Origin of the sequence: Agromyces sp. NPDC127015 (assembly GCF_042725165.1) — a bacterium.
Lineage (GTDB): Bacteria > Actinomycetota > Actinomycetes > Actinomycetales > Microbacteriaceae > Agromyces > Agromyces chromiiresistens.
The window spans coordinates 1,164,401-1,177,154 of sequence record NZ_JBHXDI010000001.1 but is presented as its reverse complement, the minus strand read 5'-3'; the positions used below and the strand labels follow the sequence as shown (position 1 = coordinate 1,177,154).

Sequence of the window (12,754 nt, the reverse complement as noted above, 5' to 3'; positions counted from 1 at the left end):
CTTTCAGGGGTAGCCCTGATCTATTGAGTCCCAGATTCCGAACACGGATTGGACACAACGGCCCGAATGTGGGACAGTCTCTCTCGTCCCGATCATCCGAACCGCGGAAGATCGCCGATCGAGAGGCCCGAAATTGGCACAGAGCGCCCCAGCCTACGTGCTCCACACCCCCCGTTTTAGGGGTCTGCTCTCGACCTCCAGCGAGTACGCCAACGACAGCGACTTCATCCGCAAGACCGGCATCCCGCGCACGACCTACTACGACGTGCTCGGCCACAAGCGCGAGGCGAACACTCGCGTGATCCACTACTTCCTCTCCGCGCTCCGCGTGAAGTTCGAGTACCTGTTCGTCGAGCCGTCCGTGCTCGAGGCCGAGCTCGAGTCAGCGGCATGAGCGCCTACCTCAACGTCGTCGGCGTCGGCGAGCTCGTCGACCGGCACCCGGTGACGGTTCGTCGGGCGCTCGAGTCGGGCGACATGCACGGCTTCCAGCGCAAGCCGCGCTCGCCCTGGCGAATCGACCCGGCGTGCGCTCGCGCATGGGTCGAGGGGCGCGTCTGCGAGCACATGCAGAACGTCACGCCCATCCGCCGCTCCGCGTAGCGGCAGCACATCAGGTCACGCCAACAGGCCACCTTGCGGGTTCGAGTCCCGCCGTGACCACCGCGCACCCCCGCGCTTATCGGGGCGTGCATGAGGGACGGGTAGCGGCCAGTCCGGGGCTTCGGCCCATTGAGAACTCCACAGCGCGTCTCCGCCACTCACCGGCACCCGGCCAGAAACCGGGCGTGCCGAACGATCCGATCGTGTGAGGGGGCGGGGAACAACTCAATACAGGGAGCCTCCGCGGCGTCATGAGCCTGCCCACCCGGGCGGCCATCGGCAGAAGCGTCATCACCCAGCCCGTCCGAGCCGGGCCGGAGGCACGAACCACGTCCATCTCGCGCAGGAGGGAGAGCGCATGGAACACGCGATCAACGATCGGCTACTCAAGAAGAACCCGTCACGGTGGCTCGAGCACGAGCTGCGAGACATCGGCTTCCACCCGGTCAACCACACGGACAAGCTCGGTCGGGATCACGACAAGGCCAAGCGCTACCGGCACGACAACGGCAGCACGATCGGCATTCCGCAGAAGGTGTCCGCCGGCCTCGCCGTCTCGCTCGCGGGCGAGTGGCGACGCAAGCTCGGCATTCCGCGGGAGAGTGCGGCGACGCCGCCGACGCTCGAGCGCGGCAAGGTCAAGGTTTCGCAGCACGCGCGCGAACGCCTCGAGCTCATGCGGCAGCAGGCCGCGGTCGGCGGCCCCGAAATCGAGGCCACCCTCTTCTACGCGACGAACGTCGAGTGGGACAGGGCTTCGTGCGCGTGGCGCTTCGAGGTCGGCCGTATCGCCGCGATGGTCGCTGTCACCCCGGACGGCACAGCCGTCGTGAAGACGTTCCTGTGGACGCGCGAGGAGCTGTTCGAGCAGCACCCGCGCCCCGAGAAGGAAGCGCCGCACCACCGCGGGCCGCGCGGATTCTCGCAGGTGCACGCCGTCATGGATGAGGTGGCACATGTCTGACGTGATGACACTCCCGGCCCGCTCGAGGTCGACCGACCCCGAGACATCCGTCGCCGCCGAGCCTGACGCCGCGGTGAGCTCGCTCTTGCACTACGCCGTGCTCGAGCTGTTCGCCGAACACGGGCCGATGACCGACCACGAGCTGAACCAGCTCTACGTCGTGCGCCAGGGCGTCGAGCCGTGGCTGCCGCGCGTGCGCTTCGACACCCCACGGAAGCGTCGGTCTGAGCTGACCGCTCGCCGAATGCTCGTCGACTCCGGCGAGACGAGGAAGAACCCGTGGGGCAAGCGCGAGGTGGTCTGGCGGCTGCCCGAGAAGGAGGAGAAGTGACCGCAGCACCGGCCGATGCGCCGATGAAGTTCGTTCTGAAAGCCGAGCCGTACCGGAAGCGTCGGAAGTTCGTCGACGGCGAGGCCGAGTGGGTGCGCCACAAGGGGCTCAAGCTCGGAGAGCCTGCCCCGGAGACTGGGCGGACGGGGCTCTACGCCGAGGTATCGGCGCTCGCGGTCGCGCTCAACGAGTCGCAGAAGGCGCTCGGCCGGTGGGCGTGGCTCTACTGGCCCGACGTCGCCGACGCGCCGCCAGTGAAGCTCGAGTCGATCGCGAAGGAGCTGAGCGTTTGACGGTGCGTGAGCAGCGCGCGATCGCCGCGCTCAAGCGTCGTCTCGAGCGCTACGGCATCCCGCTCGAGACGGATCACTACTACCTCGTGCCGGTGGTGCCCGACACCCCGACGTGGCTCGGCGAGCGTCGCAGTTCGATCGGGGCATCCGAGGTTGCCCCGGTGCTCGGCGAGTCCCACTTCCCCGACTCGACGCCGTTCACAGTGTGGCTCGGGAAGCAGGGCTCGCCGAAGCCGTTCGACCCGGTGCACTCGTACACCTCGCACAAGGCCGAGCCGTTGGTCGCGGGGTGGGTCGCCGAGTTCCAGCCCGGGATCGGGCGGGTGCTGCCCGGGTTCATGGCCCGCTCGAAGCTGTACCCGTGGCTGCACGCGACGTTCGACCGTCTCGTGCGCTCGCCTGACGGGCGGCTCCGGCCGCTGCAGCTCAAGACGAGCTCGCCGTTCGATCGCGAGTCGTTCGCCGATGGGCCGCCGTCCGACTACCTCGCGCAGGAGGACGTCGAGTGCCTGATCCTCGACGACGCCGACTTCGCGCACCTCGCGGTCTGGAACTACGGGCCGACCGACTACAAGCTCTACAACCTGCCCGCCCGGAAGGAGCGGCAGGAAGAAATCGTCGAGCGCACCCGCGTCTTCTACGAAGAGCACATGCTCGGCGGTCGGCCGCCGCGCCCCCAGTTCGGCGACGACCTCACGAAGCTCTACCCCGGGAACCGGGGCGAGGTGAAGACCGCGACCGACGACCTGCTCGACACATGGGGCAAGTACGTGCTCGCCCGCTCCGACCTCAAGCAGACGACCGCCGACATGGAGCGCGAAATCGAAGAGGGCAAGTTCGCGATCGCCGAGTTCCTGGGCGACGCGACCGAGCTCGTGCATCCGCACACCGGCCACGTGATCCAGACGTGGCGTCCACGAAAAGACGGGGTGCGAGTGCACCTCACAACCCAGAAGGGATACGAAGCTCTTGGCGCTTAAGACTCGCCGCCCGAGCGGCAAGCCGACGTGGCACATCACGCTGCTCACGGGCAAGGAGAAGGTCGGGAAATCGCACTGGATCGCCGAGGCGTCCGCGTGCCGCCTGATCCACCGCACGTTCTGGCTCCCGGTCGGCGAGCTCGACCCCGACGAGTACGGCATCATCCCCGGTGCCGACTTCGAAATCATCGAGCACGACGGCACGCTCGAGGACATCATCTACCAGCTCACCGAAGCCGTCATGGAAGACCCCGGCCCGAACGGTGAGCCGAACCTCATCGCCGTCGACTCAGCCGGCCTCATCTGGACGATGCTCGTCGAGCGCGCTCAGGCGATCGCCGACGCCCGCGTGGCAGCCCGGCACGGCGGCGAGATTCCCGAGGGGATGCCCGTCGAGATTCCGTCCGACGTCTGGACGCGCACCCGGAAGCAGTGGGGCGAGTTCATGCGCGTGCTGCGGATGCACCACGGCCCCGTGCTGCTCACCGCCCGCACCGACACGATCACCCTCAACGGCGTCGACGGCGAGCGTTCGGCCGACAAGGTGAAGGCCGAGAAGAACCTCGTCTACGACGTCGACTCGGTGATCGAGATGCCGACCCGTGGCGAGCTCATCCTCTCGGGGGTGCGATCCGGTCGCCTCAAGCTCGACGGCCCGCAGCGCAGCAACGGCCTCAAGCCCGAGGGGTTCTGGACGCTGCTCGGCCTCGACCAGATCAAGGCAGAGCCGCGCCGCTTCACCGAGCTGCGCCCGGCCGCTGGGATCGAGCCGTGACCAAGCCGAAGGGCGGGCCGAAGCCGCTCACCCGGCTCGAGGTCGCCGATGAGGTCGAGCACCTGCTCGGTGTCGGCGAGTCTCCGCGGCAGGTAGCGGCCATGCTCGGCCGCAGCTTCGACGGTGTGCTCGAAGCGCTTCGCCTCGTCGAGCGCCCCGACCTCATCAAGCGGATGCGCCCGCCCGCTCCACCCATGCCGCTCACCCGTGAGGAACGCGACCGCATCATGCGCGCCGCGGCGTGACCGGCGTCTCGAGGAAGACCCGAGCCGAGGTTCGCGAGCGCGACCGCGACACGTGCCAGATGCCCGACTGCGGGCGGCCGATCCGCGACGACGACTACTCGTTGCAGCATCGGCGCGCCCGCGGCATGGGCGGCTCGAGGCGGCCCGACACGAACGCGCCGTCGAACCTCGTCACCGTGTGCGGGTCGGCCACGACCGGCTGCCACGGCTACATCGAATCCCATCCCGGCATCGCCGCCAAGTTGGGGTTCCGCGTCGCGCAGGGGGTGACTCCGGCCGACGTCCCGATCTACACGTTCACCCACGGCCGCGTCTACCTGAACGATGACGGCACCCACACCAAGGAGAGATGACCATGCCCAAGATCAAGAGCGCGCTGCCTGCCTCGAGCGCGATTCTGGACATTGCGCTGTACGGCAGCAACCCGCGGCTGACGATCGCGGGGAACAGCGTCACCGTGAGACCCGACGACATCGCCGCAGCGTTCAACGGGCTCGTCCCCGGGCTCCGCGCGGACTACCGGAGGCCGGTCGATGTGCCGCGGAAGCTCGGTGCGGTAGTCGTCGACGCTCGAGACTCCACCGTGTTCGTCCGGCTCAGCCCGTCCCCGCTCTCCGAGTATCCGTGGGCGTGGCACTCGTACGACCCGTCCGGCGCGATCCGAGACGGTGGGATGCACGGGACCGATGCTGCCGTTGAGCAGGTGCTCCGAGCGCTTGGCCCGGAGGCGGTGCGGTTCGAGGGGGTCGACCTGTGAACCGCCGCCAGAAGTCGCTCGTCTACGCGGTCTACTGGCAGTCGGCGCGCGTGTTCAAGGTCGGCACCGCGACGAGCATGGCCCGAGTTCGTGAGCACGCGCGCCGCGGCGCTCGGGTGATGGTGCTCGTACGGGACCGGAACCTGCACGACGAGACGCGCGCGCTCAACGCGCTCAAGAAGGAGTTCCGCCGGGCGTTCCCGACGTGGCAGCACGCGACCGCCGTGCTCGGCGATCAGGGCTCCGGCTTCACCGAGTGCTTCGCCGTCCCGATGTCCCGTGTGCCCGAGGCGACCGACCTCGTGCTGCGAGCTCTGGCACGTGGGTAGGCGCATCCGTGCGATCAAGCCTGAGTTCTGGGAGAACGAGGACGTCCAGTCCCTCGACCGCGAGGCCCGCTTCACTCTCATCGGCCTCTGGATGTACGTCGACGACTACGGTCGCGGGTCGGGCAACCCTGCCCTGATCCGCTCGGCCGTCTACCCGCTCGACGACATCTCGAACGACGTCATCGAGAGGCACCTCACCGAGCTCGACGACGCCGGCCTCATCAAGATCTACGACGTCGGTCGCCGTACCTACGTGTGGATCACCGACTGGTTCTACTGGCAGCGAGTCGACAAGCCCACCGATTCTCGCCTGCCAGGGCACCCGGAGGACGTCTACACGGGGCTCACGGTCGACGGCGTGCGCGAGGAGGTCAACTCCTCGCGAGCCGTTCGCGAGCCGCTCGTAGGGGAGGGGAGAGGGGGAGAGAGTGCGAGAGGGAGGGAGCGAGAGCCGAGAGAGCGGGAGGGTGAGAGCGAGAGCTGGGGTGAGCGAGAGAGCGAGCGAGGGGGAACCTCGCGACCCGCACTCGAAGGCGACCTGACTCCACCGTCACCGTTCTGCTCGAAGCACCCCGCTGGGACTGAGAAGCCCTGCCGCCCCTGCGGCACCGCCCGGAACGCGTTCGAGTACTGGCAAGCACAACGTCAGGCGGAACTCGATGAGTGAGTCCGACGACCAGCTCGCGATCTTCCTCGCCACTGTGAACCCGGCGAAGGTCGCCGCCGAACAGTTCCCCGCGATCGACGCCGTGCTGCCCGAGTCGTTCGCGGCACCCCACCACAGGGCGATGCTCACTGTCCACGAAGCCGAGCGCCGGAAGTGGCTCGCCGAGATGGCCTCCCGGAACCGCGCCCCGGGCTACGGGAGGTGGAACGACCTGCAGGTGCAGGCAGCGCTCGAACGAAAGCACGCCGAACGGGATCGCCGTCGTGATGAGCACGCGCCGCGACGAGTGCATCCCCCGATACCCGAACAGCAAGCACTCGCGATAGCCATGCGAGCCATCGAAAAGAAGGAGACGAACGGAACATGACCGATACCCCCACGCCGAGCGTGAAGCCGCTGCCGCTGCCGCCGCTGCCGCTGCCGCCCGAGCCCGAGACGGTCGTCCAGTACGGGGTGCTCTACCCGAACGGGAAGGTCGAGTGGGAGCGCGAGTTCTCGAATCGCGTCGGGCTCGCCGACGCGGACTACAGGGCGTCGGCGCGCGAGCGCTGGATACGAGACGCGGTGGAGCTCGGCGTCGCCATGCCGGGCGAGCTGCGGTTCATCTCGCGTGAGCGGATCACCCGTTGGACGTCGTGCGAGTTCGTGCAGTGACCGAGCCGTCCGTCAGGAAGCGCCGCTTGCGGGGTGCGATCTGGCTCACCGTCTGCGTCGCCGTCCCATGTCTCTTCGTCATCTTCCTGCACGGCTGATCCGCCGCGCAGCGGCTCGTCTCATCCCATCTCAACCCATCTCAAGGAGGAACCACCCATGAATCCCATCGACATCCTCACCTACTGCGGAGTCGCGATCGTCGTCGCCGTCGCGGTCGTCGTCGTCGTGCTCGCGATCGCTGCGCTCATCGCCATCATCAGCGGCGTCGCCAAACAGTTCGGCCGTCTCAGGGTCGAAGATCGCGGCGCGGCCGACGTGCGGTACACCGGCCCCGGCGTGCTCGGCATCCTCGGCGTCGCATTCATCGTGCTCAAGCTCTGCGGCGTCATCACGTGGTCGTGGCTGTGGGTACTCGCCCCGTTCTGGATTCCGCTCTCGATCGGCGTCGTCGTGCTCATCGTCATCGGCGTCACGGCCTTCCTGCTTTCGCGCGCCGATCACCGGTAGCGCTCGGCGAGCCGCTCGTCCCCTTCATCTCACCGACACCACAAGGAGCCCCATGAAACACATGAAGAAGATCGCCGCCGCCGCCCTCGTCGCCGCCGCGGCGCTGACCCTGGCCGCCTGCACCAGCGACGCCGAGAACGCGTCGTACAACCTCTCGAAGGAGGCCGACCAGTTCAACATCGAGCGTCGGGTCGTGTTCTACAACGGCATCACGAACGAATTCATGCTCGAGATGCAGGGCTACTGCTCGATCACCGATGAGGGCAACCAACTCGAGGTCACCTGCAAGGAGGGGCCGAACGAGTACACGAAGGACTTCCTCGGTCTGAGCGACAACGTGACCTACTTCGTCGAACAGCTCGAGACGGCCGACGTGAGCCTCTACCACCGCAAGGTCATCATCAAGCCCGAGAACGTCCTGCCCGAGTTCGACCTCGAGGCCGGCGAGCAGTAGTGGCGGGCGAGACGAGCCTCACCGTCGTCGGGAACCTCACCGCTGACCCCGAGCTGCGCTACCTGCCGAACGGGACGCCGGTCGTGAACTTCACGATCGCGTCGACAGAGCGTGTGTTCGACAGGCAGTCGAACGAGTGGAAGGACGGCAGCGTCCTCTTCATGCGGTGCTCGTGCTGGCGCGAGTTCGCCGAGCAGGTCGCCGGTTCGCTGCAGAAGGGCATGCGGGTTGTCGCGACCGGCCGTCTCAGGCAGCGGCAGTGGGAGGACAACGAGGGCAAGAAGGGGAGCTCGACCGAGCTCGACGTCGAGGACGTCGGCCCGTCGCTCCGCTACGCCACCGCGACCGTGACCCGCGCACAGCGCCGCAACGCCGGCCCCGGCGAGCAGCGCTTCGCCCCCGCGTCGAATGACGCGTGGGGTGCCACGCCGCCCCCACCGGGCGGCTACGACGAGACACCGTTCTGAACAGGAGAAGCATGACCACCCCAACCACCATCGAGACGGCCGACCCCCGTCTCCTCTCGTCCGCGTTCAGCGGGCTCCGCGCCGTGCAGCAGCTCGCCTGGGCTGGCTCCGAGGCGAAGGGGTTCCACGAGGCGGGCGACAGGCTGCGTCTCGCTCTCGCCGCCGCCGAGACGGCCGAAGAGTTGCGTCTCGCCGAGCGCGCGCTGCAGGATCACTGGGCGAACCGACTCATGCTCATCGTCGGCGAGGCCGTCGAGGCGCACGAGGAACTGCGCAGCGGGCGGGCCGTCGACGAGACGTACTACCCGACGCAGACAAAGGTGTACGTCGCGCCGGTCGGCACGCCGCCCGAGCAGATGACGGGAGGTTCCCCGATCGGGAGTCTCGTCGACGACAGGCGGCACAAGCCGGAGGGTGTGCCCTCCGAGCTCGCCGACATCGTGATCCGTGCGTTCGACGCGGCGGGCGAGGCGGGCATCGACCTCGCGTCGATCATCGAGGAGAAGCTGCGCTACAACGCCGGTCGCCCCGTCTTGCACGGCCGGCAGTTCTGACCGCGTGAGTCTGATCTTCGCCCGCGCCGCCGAGCAGCACCGGGCGCTTCGCCTGCAGTACCAGGACGTGCTCGAGGCCGCCTACCGCGTCGCCGAGAAGGAGACGCGCGGCGAGCTGCTGAACGAGCGCGGTCTGCGGGCGGGGATCGACTCGTGGTCGCTGTTCACCCACAACCAGACCTTCGCCGCGGCGTACGCGTCGGAGGAGCTGATCGATCACTGGGCGCGCAGGCCGCGCCCGACCTTTGCAGAGTTCGAGCGGCAGATGCTCGAGCCGGATTGGAGAGACGAATGACCCCTTCCTACATCCTCGGCGTGAACCCGACCCTGAGGAGCGACGAGTCGCCGACCGCCGCCTACTTCCGGGCCGCGAGGCCGCCGTCGCCGGACGCGATCAAGCAGGCCGTGAAGAGCGTGATGCCGGGCGCGCGCGCCGATGTCGAGCTCAACAACCGCACTGACGGCTACCGACTCCGTGTCGACGCACGGCTCTACTCGATGATCGAGATGGACGCGCGCCTGCTGCACCACGGCGGCGCGCAGTTCGCCGTCGAGCAGGCGACCGCGGAGTTCCAGCGCAAGCTCATCGACGACTTCGGCATCGACAGCTTCGCGGCCCGACGTGTCGTCGAGCTCGAGCATCAGCTCACGAAGGAGACGGGCGCTCGCAAGGCGCTGGAACGGCAGCTCGAGAACGAGCGCGAGGCATCCGCCGAGCGGGCCGCTCTCGCCGACGCGCGCGCCGCGTCGATCATCCGGCAGGCGCAGCGTGAGCACGCGAGGGTCGACACGATCCGAGACGCGCTCGGCGTCAAGAAGGGCGGTCGCTGATGTGCCGGTTCTGCCCGCCTGTCCCGCCGATCGCGTTTCGACCGATCACTGACCAGCCGTTCATCGGGCTCCCGGCCGTCCCCAAGAAGACCGCGTACGTGGTCAGGATGACCGCCGAGCAGGCGAACGACAACCCGTTCGCGGACATCATCGCCGCACTCGGGAAGCGGCTCGACGAGGAGCTTCTGTACGGCTCCATCCCCAAGGGGCCGCTGCGCGAGTACGTCGCCGGGCTGCGCGCTGAGGTCAGGGAGCTCAAGGCCGGCCTCGCGCGTGAGCGGCGGAAGAGCGAGTCCGTCATCAAGCAGGCCCGCAAGGAGCACGCGAAGGTCGACGCGATCCGCGCTGCGCTCGGCATCGGTTGAGCTGGCCGCCCGAGCCTCCCGGGGTGTATCCGCCCCGGGAGGCTCCCGAACCCGACCCCGACTACGCGTACGAGTCGGCCCGGGATGACTGGGCCGCGTACGACTACGAGCACGAAGGAGAGACATGAGGCGGTTCTACCAGGAGTGGAACCCGGGGGAGTTCGCTCTCTCGGTCGTCCGGATCACCAACGAAATCTGCGCCGAGATGAAGGCGCAGGGGTACGACCTCACGCTGCGGCAGCTCTACTACCAGTTCGTCGCGCGCGGCTACCTGCCGAACAAGCAGCGCGAGTACAAGCGGCTCGGCGATATCGTGAACCGAGGCCGACTCTCGGGCCGCATCGACTGGGCGTTCATCGAGGATCGCACCCGCAACCTCGCGAGCTGGGCGGCGTACAACTCGCCCGGCGACCTCATCCGCCGCAACCAGTACCAGTACGGCGTCGACCACTGGATCGACCAGGACGTCCGCATCGAGGTGTGGGTCGAGAAGGAAGCGCTCGTCGGCGTCGTCGGCCGCACGGCCGGCCGGTGGCGGGTGCCGTACTTCGCATGCCGCGGGTACGTCTCGCAGTCCGAGCTTCACTCGGCAGCGCAGCGCCACATCCGCCATGAGAACGGCGGGCAGGACGTCGTCGTGCTGCACCTCGGCGACCACGACCCGTCCGGCATCGACATGACCCGCGACATCGAGGAACGCCTCGAGCTGTTCGGCGCGAGCACGACGGTCAAGCGGCTCGCCCTGAACATGGATCAGGTCGAGCAGTACAACCCGCCGCCGAACCCCGCGAAGACCACCGACTCCCGGGCCGGTGGGTACATCCGCGAGTACGGCCGCCAGTCGTGGGAGCTCGACGCGCTGAGCCCGGCCACCATCGACGCGATCATCGACACCGCGATCGCCGAGCGCGTCGACCTCGCCGAGTTCGAAGCTCGAGCCGAGGTCGAGCGATTGGGTCAAGACCAGCTCGGTAAGACCGCCGACAACTGGGCCGCCGTCGAAGAATTCGTGGAGGCGCTGTGAGCGTGAGAAGCGCACCGTTCTACTGGCTCGTCTGCGACTACCCAGGATGCAACCGGAGCTCGACAGAGGACGGCGACTACGCAGCGTTCGACTCCATCGACTTCGCCAAGCGGGACGCGCGGGAGAACGAGTGGGTCATCACCACGCTCCTCGACCACTTCTGCGTCGAGCACACGATCGAGGACGAGGAGACGGGTGAGCGGTCGCCCATGCCTGACACGTTCGAAGCGAGGGTCGACGCGATCATCCGCAACGCCGACGAACGCCTCGAAGGGATCGTCGAGATGGCGGGTATCCGCGCAGGCGTGCGAATCCGTGAAGCGCAGCGCCGGCTCGACGAAGCGGGCGGCCCCGACCGGCACGCGATCCGCGCGGGCGAAATCAGGGCTGCCAATCTGCGAGCCCTACGCGAAGCCATGACCCACCAAGGGTTCAAGTTCGTCGACTTCGCGATCGCCGCATGAGGATCGGCTACCACTACGGCGCGGCCGGCACCGCCGCGTCGATGATCGACGGCGTCGAGCTCTACGCCGAGCCCGGCTACGAACCGCCCGAGTCGTTCACGCTCACGCGCGACGGCCGCGAGGTCGAGTTCGTCCGCCTGTCCGATCGCACGCTCGAGTGCAACAAGGCCGAGGGTGGGTGCGGTAGCTACGACTGCCACCGCCTCACCCTCGGCAAGTGCCGGTGCAGCGGGCACAAGAACCCGCGCCCGCAGAGAGCGGCACCCGCGAAGGTCGCGGTGCCGGGAGAGGAGAACGTCTGGCATGGCTGAGAAACTGCAACCCATCGGCCCGATGGAGGTCAGCTTCGACCCCGGGGTAACCCGCGAAGTCGTCGCGGCGCTCGCCGACGCGATCGCGGCGCTCGCCGAGCAGGCCAGTGCGACCGCTGCGGCGATCGAAGTGCTCGCCGCACTCGCCGAGTCGGCGCGACCGCATTACCCGGGCAGAATCGTCGTCGGCGAGGAGCCGCGAAGGAGGGCGCGTGGCTGAGCTCACGTTCAGCGAGTACGTCACCCGCCTCACTGAGATGTGGCCGACGATGATCGAGACGGCGGCCGGCCACGAGGTCACGTGGGAGGGGTCGATGATCGACCGTCTCCGAGGTGCAATCCGAGACGACTTCGGCACCGGCCAGGATGGCGGCGGCGGAGGGTTCGGAGCGAAGTCGAGCATGCCGATCAACGAGGCGGCGCTCGACCTCATGAACCTCATCTCGGCGCAGATCGAGCACGTGGCATCCGTCGTCGGGCTCACCGTGTTCACGAACGCCGAGCACATGCTGCAGGAGTGGGCGAAGCTCACGAACGAGACGACCGAGTACGTCGTCGGCCAGCCGCAGACGAGCTGGACGGGCACCGTGTTCATGGAGCTGCGCGAGACGACCGCGCTCGAGCTCGTGCGTGCGTGGCACGACCGCATCGAGCGGTTCTTCGACCCGCCGAAGACGCAGCCGGTGCAACTCCCGTGCCCGCAGTGCGGGGAGCGGTACGTGCATCAGATCGTCGACGGGCAGGTGATCCGCAAGGACGCCCTGCACATCACGAAGAACCGCGACACGGGTGCCGTGCTCGGCGCGGAGTGCCACCGCTGCGAGTTCCACTGGGAACGCTCCGAGTTGGTCTTGCTCGCCGATCAGTTGGGCACATTCCCAGTCCCGCAGGCAGAAGATCACGCGCGCGCGTAGGCCCGTGTGTTAATCTGATGGCAGGTCGGGAGAAGTGTCTCCACTGGCCTGTGAACTCGAAAAGCCCCGCCTCCTTCTCAGGCGGGGCTTTTCGTCTTTAAGCCACGTCGCGCCCCCGACACACACGCCGTGATCCGGGGGCCGCGCTGCTGCCGTCGCGAGAACTCTCGTGGAAAGCGACGCGAGCAGAGCGCAATGCTCACCGCCTGCAATCAGGTCGGCGAGGCGCGACGTCGGGGTTCACATACGCGTGCGCCGGGGCGTC

General features: G+C 68.0%; 26 protein-coding genes. All 26 read left to right on the top strand.

Annotated elements, in window-relative coordinates; translation table 11 throughout:
* The first annotated feature begins 157 nt into the window (after nucleotides 1–157).
* The 26 genes from ACFWGP_RS05640 (at nucleotide 158) to ACFWGP_RS05515 (ending at nucleotide 12,489) form a co-directional block, all read left to right on the top strand.
* Nucleotides 158–394 (top strand): hypothetical protein, encoded by a 237-nt coding sequence (locus tag ACFWGP_RS05640; RefSeq protein WP_376930326.1) that lies wholly within the window; start codon nucleotides 158–160, stop codon nucleotides 392–394.
* Entirely contained in the window at nucleotides 391–603 is a 213-nt protein-coding gene (locus ACFWGP_RS05635) for a hypothetical protein (RefSeq protein WP_376930325.1), read from the top strand. The genes ACFWGP_RS05640 and ACFWGP_RS05635 overlap by 4 nt, the downstream gene beginning before the upstream one ends.
* Nucleotides 604–961: 358 nt before the next feature.
* Nucleotides 962–1,567 carry a hypothetical protein gene (locus ACFWGP_RS05630; RefSeq protein WP_376930324.1) on the top strand — a complete coding sequence of 202 codons (606 nt, stop codon included), beginning with the start codon at nucleotides 962–964 and terminating at the stop codon, nucleotides 1,565–1,567.
* Nucleotides 1,560–1,898 (top strand): hypothetical protein, encoded by a 339-nt coding sequence (locus ACFWGP_RS05625; protein WP_376930323.1) that lies wholly within the window; start codon nucleotides 1,560–1,562, stop codon nucleotides 1,896–1,898. Before ACFWGP_RS05630 ends, ACFWGP_RS05625 begins: the two co-directional genes overlap by 8 nt.
* On the top strand, nucleotides 1,895–2,191 hold the full coding sequence (locus ACFWGP_RS05620) for a hypothetical protein (protein ID WP_376930322.1): 297 nt from the start codon (nucleotides 1,895–1,897) through the stop codon (nucleotides 2,189–2,191). Before ACFWGP_RS05625 ends, ACFWGP_RS05620 begins: the two co-directional genes overlap by 4 nt.
* Before the next feature lie 2 nt (nucleotides 2,192–2,193).
* Nucleotides 2,194–3,171: a YqaJ viral recombinase family protein gene (locus ACFWGP_RS05615; RefSeq protein WP_376930321.1), complete on the top strand. Its 978-nt coding sequence runs from the start codon at nucleotides 2,194–2,196 to the stop codon at nucleotides 3,169–3,171.
* Nucleotides 3,161–3,946: a hypothetical protein gene (locus tag ACFWGP_RS05610; RefSeq protein WP_376930320.1), complete on the top strand. Its 786-nt coding sequence runs from the start codon at nucleotides 3,161–3,163 to the stop codon at nucleotides 3,944–3,946. The genes ACFWGP_RS05615 and ACFWGP_RS05610 overlap by 11 nt, the downstream gene beginning before the upstream one ends.
* The gene (locus tag ACFWGP_RS05605) at nucleotides 3,943–4,191 is read left to right on the top strand and encodes a hypothetical protein (RefSeq protein WP_376930319.1); all 249 of its coding nucleotides are present in this window, start codon (nucleotides 3,943–3,945) and stop codon (nucleotides 4,189–4,191) included. The genes ACFWGP_RS05610 and ACFWGP_RS05605 overlap by 4 nt, the downstream gene beginning before the upstream one ends.
* Nucleotides 4,188–4,544, top strand: coding sequence for an HNH endonuclease (locus ACFWGP_RS05600; RefSeq protein ID WP_376930318.1), 357 nt, complete (start codon nucleotides 4,188–4,190; stop codon nucleotides 4,542–4,544). Before ACFWGP_RS05605 ends, ACFWGP_RS05600 begins: the two co-directional genes overlap by 4 nt.
* Nucleotides 4,545–4,546: 2 nt before the next feature.
* On the top strand, nucleotides 4,547–4,948 hold the full coding sequence (locus ACFWGP_RS05595) for a hypothetical protein (RefSeq protein WP_376930317.1): 402 nt from the start codon (nucleotides 4,547–4,549) through the stop codon (nucleotides 4,946–4,948).
* Complete coding sequence (locus ACFWGP_RS05590) at nucleotides 4,945–5,277, top strand: hypothetical protein (protein WP_376930316.1); 333 nt, start codon at nucleotides 4,945–4,947, stop codon at nucleotides 5,275–5,277. The genes ACFWGP_RS05595 and ACFWGP_RS05590 overlap by 4 nt, the downstream gene beginning before the upstream one ends.
* Nucleotides 5,270–5,944, top strand: coding sequence for a hypothetical protein (locus ACFWGP_RS05585; protein ID WP_376930315.1), 675 nt, complete (start codon nucleotides 5,270–5,272; stop codon nucleotides 5,942–5,944). The genes ACFWGP_RS05590 and ACFWGP_RS05585 overlap by 8 nt, the downstream gene beginning before the upstream one ends.
* Nucleotides 5,937–6,311, top strand: a complete 375-nt coding sequence (locus tag ACFWGP_RS05580) for a hypothetical protein (RefSeq protein WP_376930314.1) — start codon at nucleotides 5,937–5,939, stop codon at nucleotides 6,309–6,311. The genes ACFWGP_RS05585 and ACFWGP_RS05580 overlap by 8 nt, the downstream gene beginning before the upstream one ends.
* On the top strand, nucleotides 6,308–6,598 hold the full coding sequence (locus tag ACFWGP_RS05575; RefSeq protein ID WP_376930313.1) for a hypothetical protein: 291 nt from the start codon (nucleotides 6,308–6,310) through the stop codon (nucleotides 6,596–6,598). Before ACFWGP_RS05580 ends, ACFWGP_RS05575 begins: the two co-directional genes overlap by 4 nt.
* A 156-nt stretch (nucleotides 6,599–6,754) precedes the next feature.
* Nucleotides 6,755–7,105, top strand: a complete 351-nt coding sequence (locus tag ACFWGP_RS05570; RefSeq protein WP_376930312.1) for a hypothetical protein — start codon at nucleotides 6,755–6,757, stop codon at nucleotides 7,103–7,105.
* A gap of 52 nt (nucleotides 7,106–7,157) precedes the next feature.
* Nucleotides 7,158–7,559 carry a hypothetical protein gene (locus ACFWGP_RS05565; protein ID WP_376930311.1) on the top strand — a complete coding sequence of 134 codons (402 nt, stop codon included), beginning with the start codon at nucleotides 7,158–7,160 and terminating at the stop codon, nucleotides 7,557–7,559.
* Nucleotides 7,559–8,026: a single-stranded DNA-binding protein gene (locus ACFWGP_RS05560; protein ID WP_376930310.1), complete on the top strand. Its 468-nt coding sequence runs from the start codon at nucleotides 7,559–7,561 to the stop codon at nucleotides 8,024–8,026. The genes ACFWGP_RS05565 and ACFWGP_RS05560 overlap by 1 nt, the downstream gene beginning before the upstream one ends.
* Nucleotides 8,027–8,037: 11 nt before the next feature.
* Entirely contained in the window at nucleotides 8,038–8,580 is a 543-nt protein-coding gene (locus ACFWGP_RS05555) for a hypothetical protein (protein ID WP_376930309.1), read from the top strand.
* 4 nt (nucleotides 8,581–8,584) lie between these two features.
* Entirely contained in the window at nucleotides 8,585–8,875 is a 291-nt protein-coding gene (locus tag ACFWGP_RS05550; RefSeq protein ID WP_376930308.1) for a hypothetical protein, read from the top strand.
* Complete coding sequence (locus tag ACFWGP_RS05545; RefSeq protein WP_376930307.1) at nucleotides 8,872–9,411, top strand: hypothetical protein; 540 nt, start codon at nucleotides 8,872–8,874, stop codon at nucleotides 9,409–9,411. Before ACFWGP_RS05550 ends, ACFWGP_RS05545 begins: the two co-directional genes overlap by 4 nt.
* Before the next feature lie 107 nt (nucleotides 9,412–9,518).
* Nucleotides 9,519–9,776, top strand: a complete 258-nt coding sequence (locus ACFWGP_RS05540) for a hypothetical protein (protein ID WP_376930306.1) — start codon at nucleotides 9,519–9,521, stop codon at nucleotides 9,774–9,776.
* Between the two features lie 124 nt (nucleotides 9,777–9,900).
* Nucleotides 9,901–10,800 carry a hypothetical protein gene (locus tag ACFWGP_RS05535; RefSeq protein ID WP_376930305.1) on the top strand — a complete coding sequence of 300 codons (900 nt, stop codon included), beginning with the start codon at nucleotides 9,901–9,903 and terminating at the stop codon, nucleotides 10,798–10,800.
* Nucleotides 10,801–10,802: 2 nt separating this feature from the next.
* The gene (locus tag ACFWGP_RS05530; RefSeq protein ID WP_376930304.1) at nucleotides 10,803–11,264 is read left to right on the top strand and encodes a hypothetical protein; all 462 of its coding nucleotides are present in this window, start codon (nucleotides 10,803–10,805) and stop codon (nucleotides 11,262–11,264) included.
* A complete protein-coding gene (locus ACFWGP_RS05525) occupies nucleotides 11,261–11,575 on the top strand; it encodes a hypothetical protein (protein WP_376930303.1) in 315 nt (104 codons plus the stop codon). Before ACFWGP_RS05530 ends, ACFWGP_RS05525 begins: the two co-directional genes overlap by 4 nt.
* The gene (locus ACFWGP_RS05520; RefSeq protein ID WP_376930302.1) at nucleotides 11,568–11,795 is read left to right on the top strand and encodes a hypothetical protein; all 228 of its coding nucleotides are present in this window, start codon (nucleotides 11,568–11,570) and stop codon (nucleotides 11,793–11,795) included. The genes ACFWGP_RS05525 and ACFWGP_RS05520 overlap by 8 nt, the downstream gene beginning before the upstream one ends.
* Complete coding sequence (locus tag ACFWGP_RS05515) at nucleotides 11,788–12,489, top strand: hypothetical protein (RefSeq protein ID WP_376930301.1); 702 nt, start codon at nucleotides 11,788–11,790, stop codon at nucleotides 12,487–12,489. The genes ACFWGP_RS05520 and ACFWGP_RS05515 overlap by 8 nt, the downstream gene beginning before the upstream one ends.
* Nucleotides 12,490–12,754 lie beyond the last annotated feature (265 nt).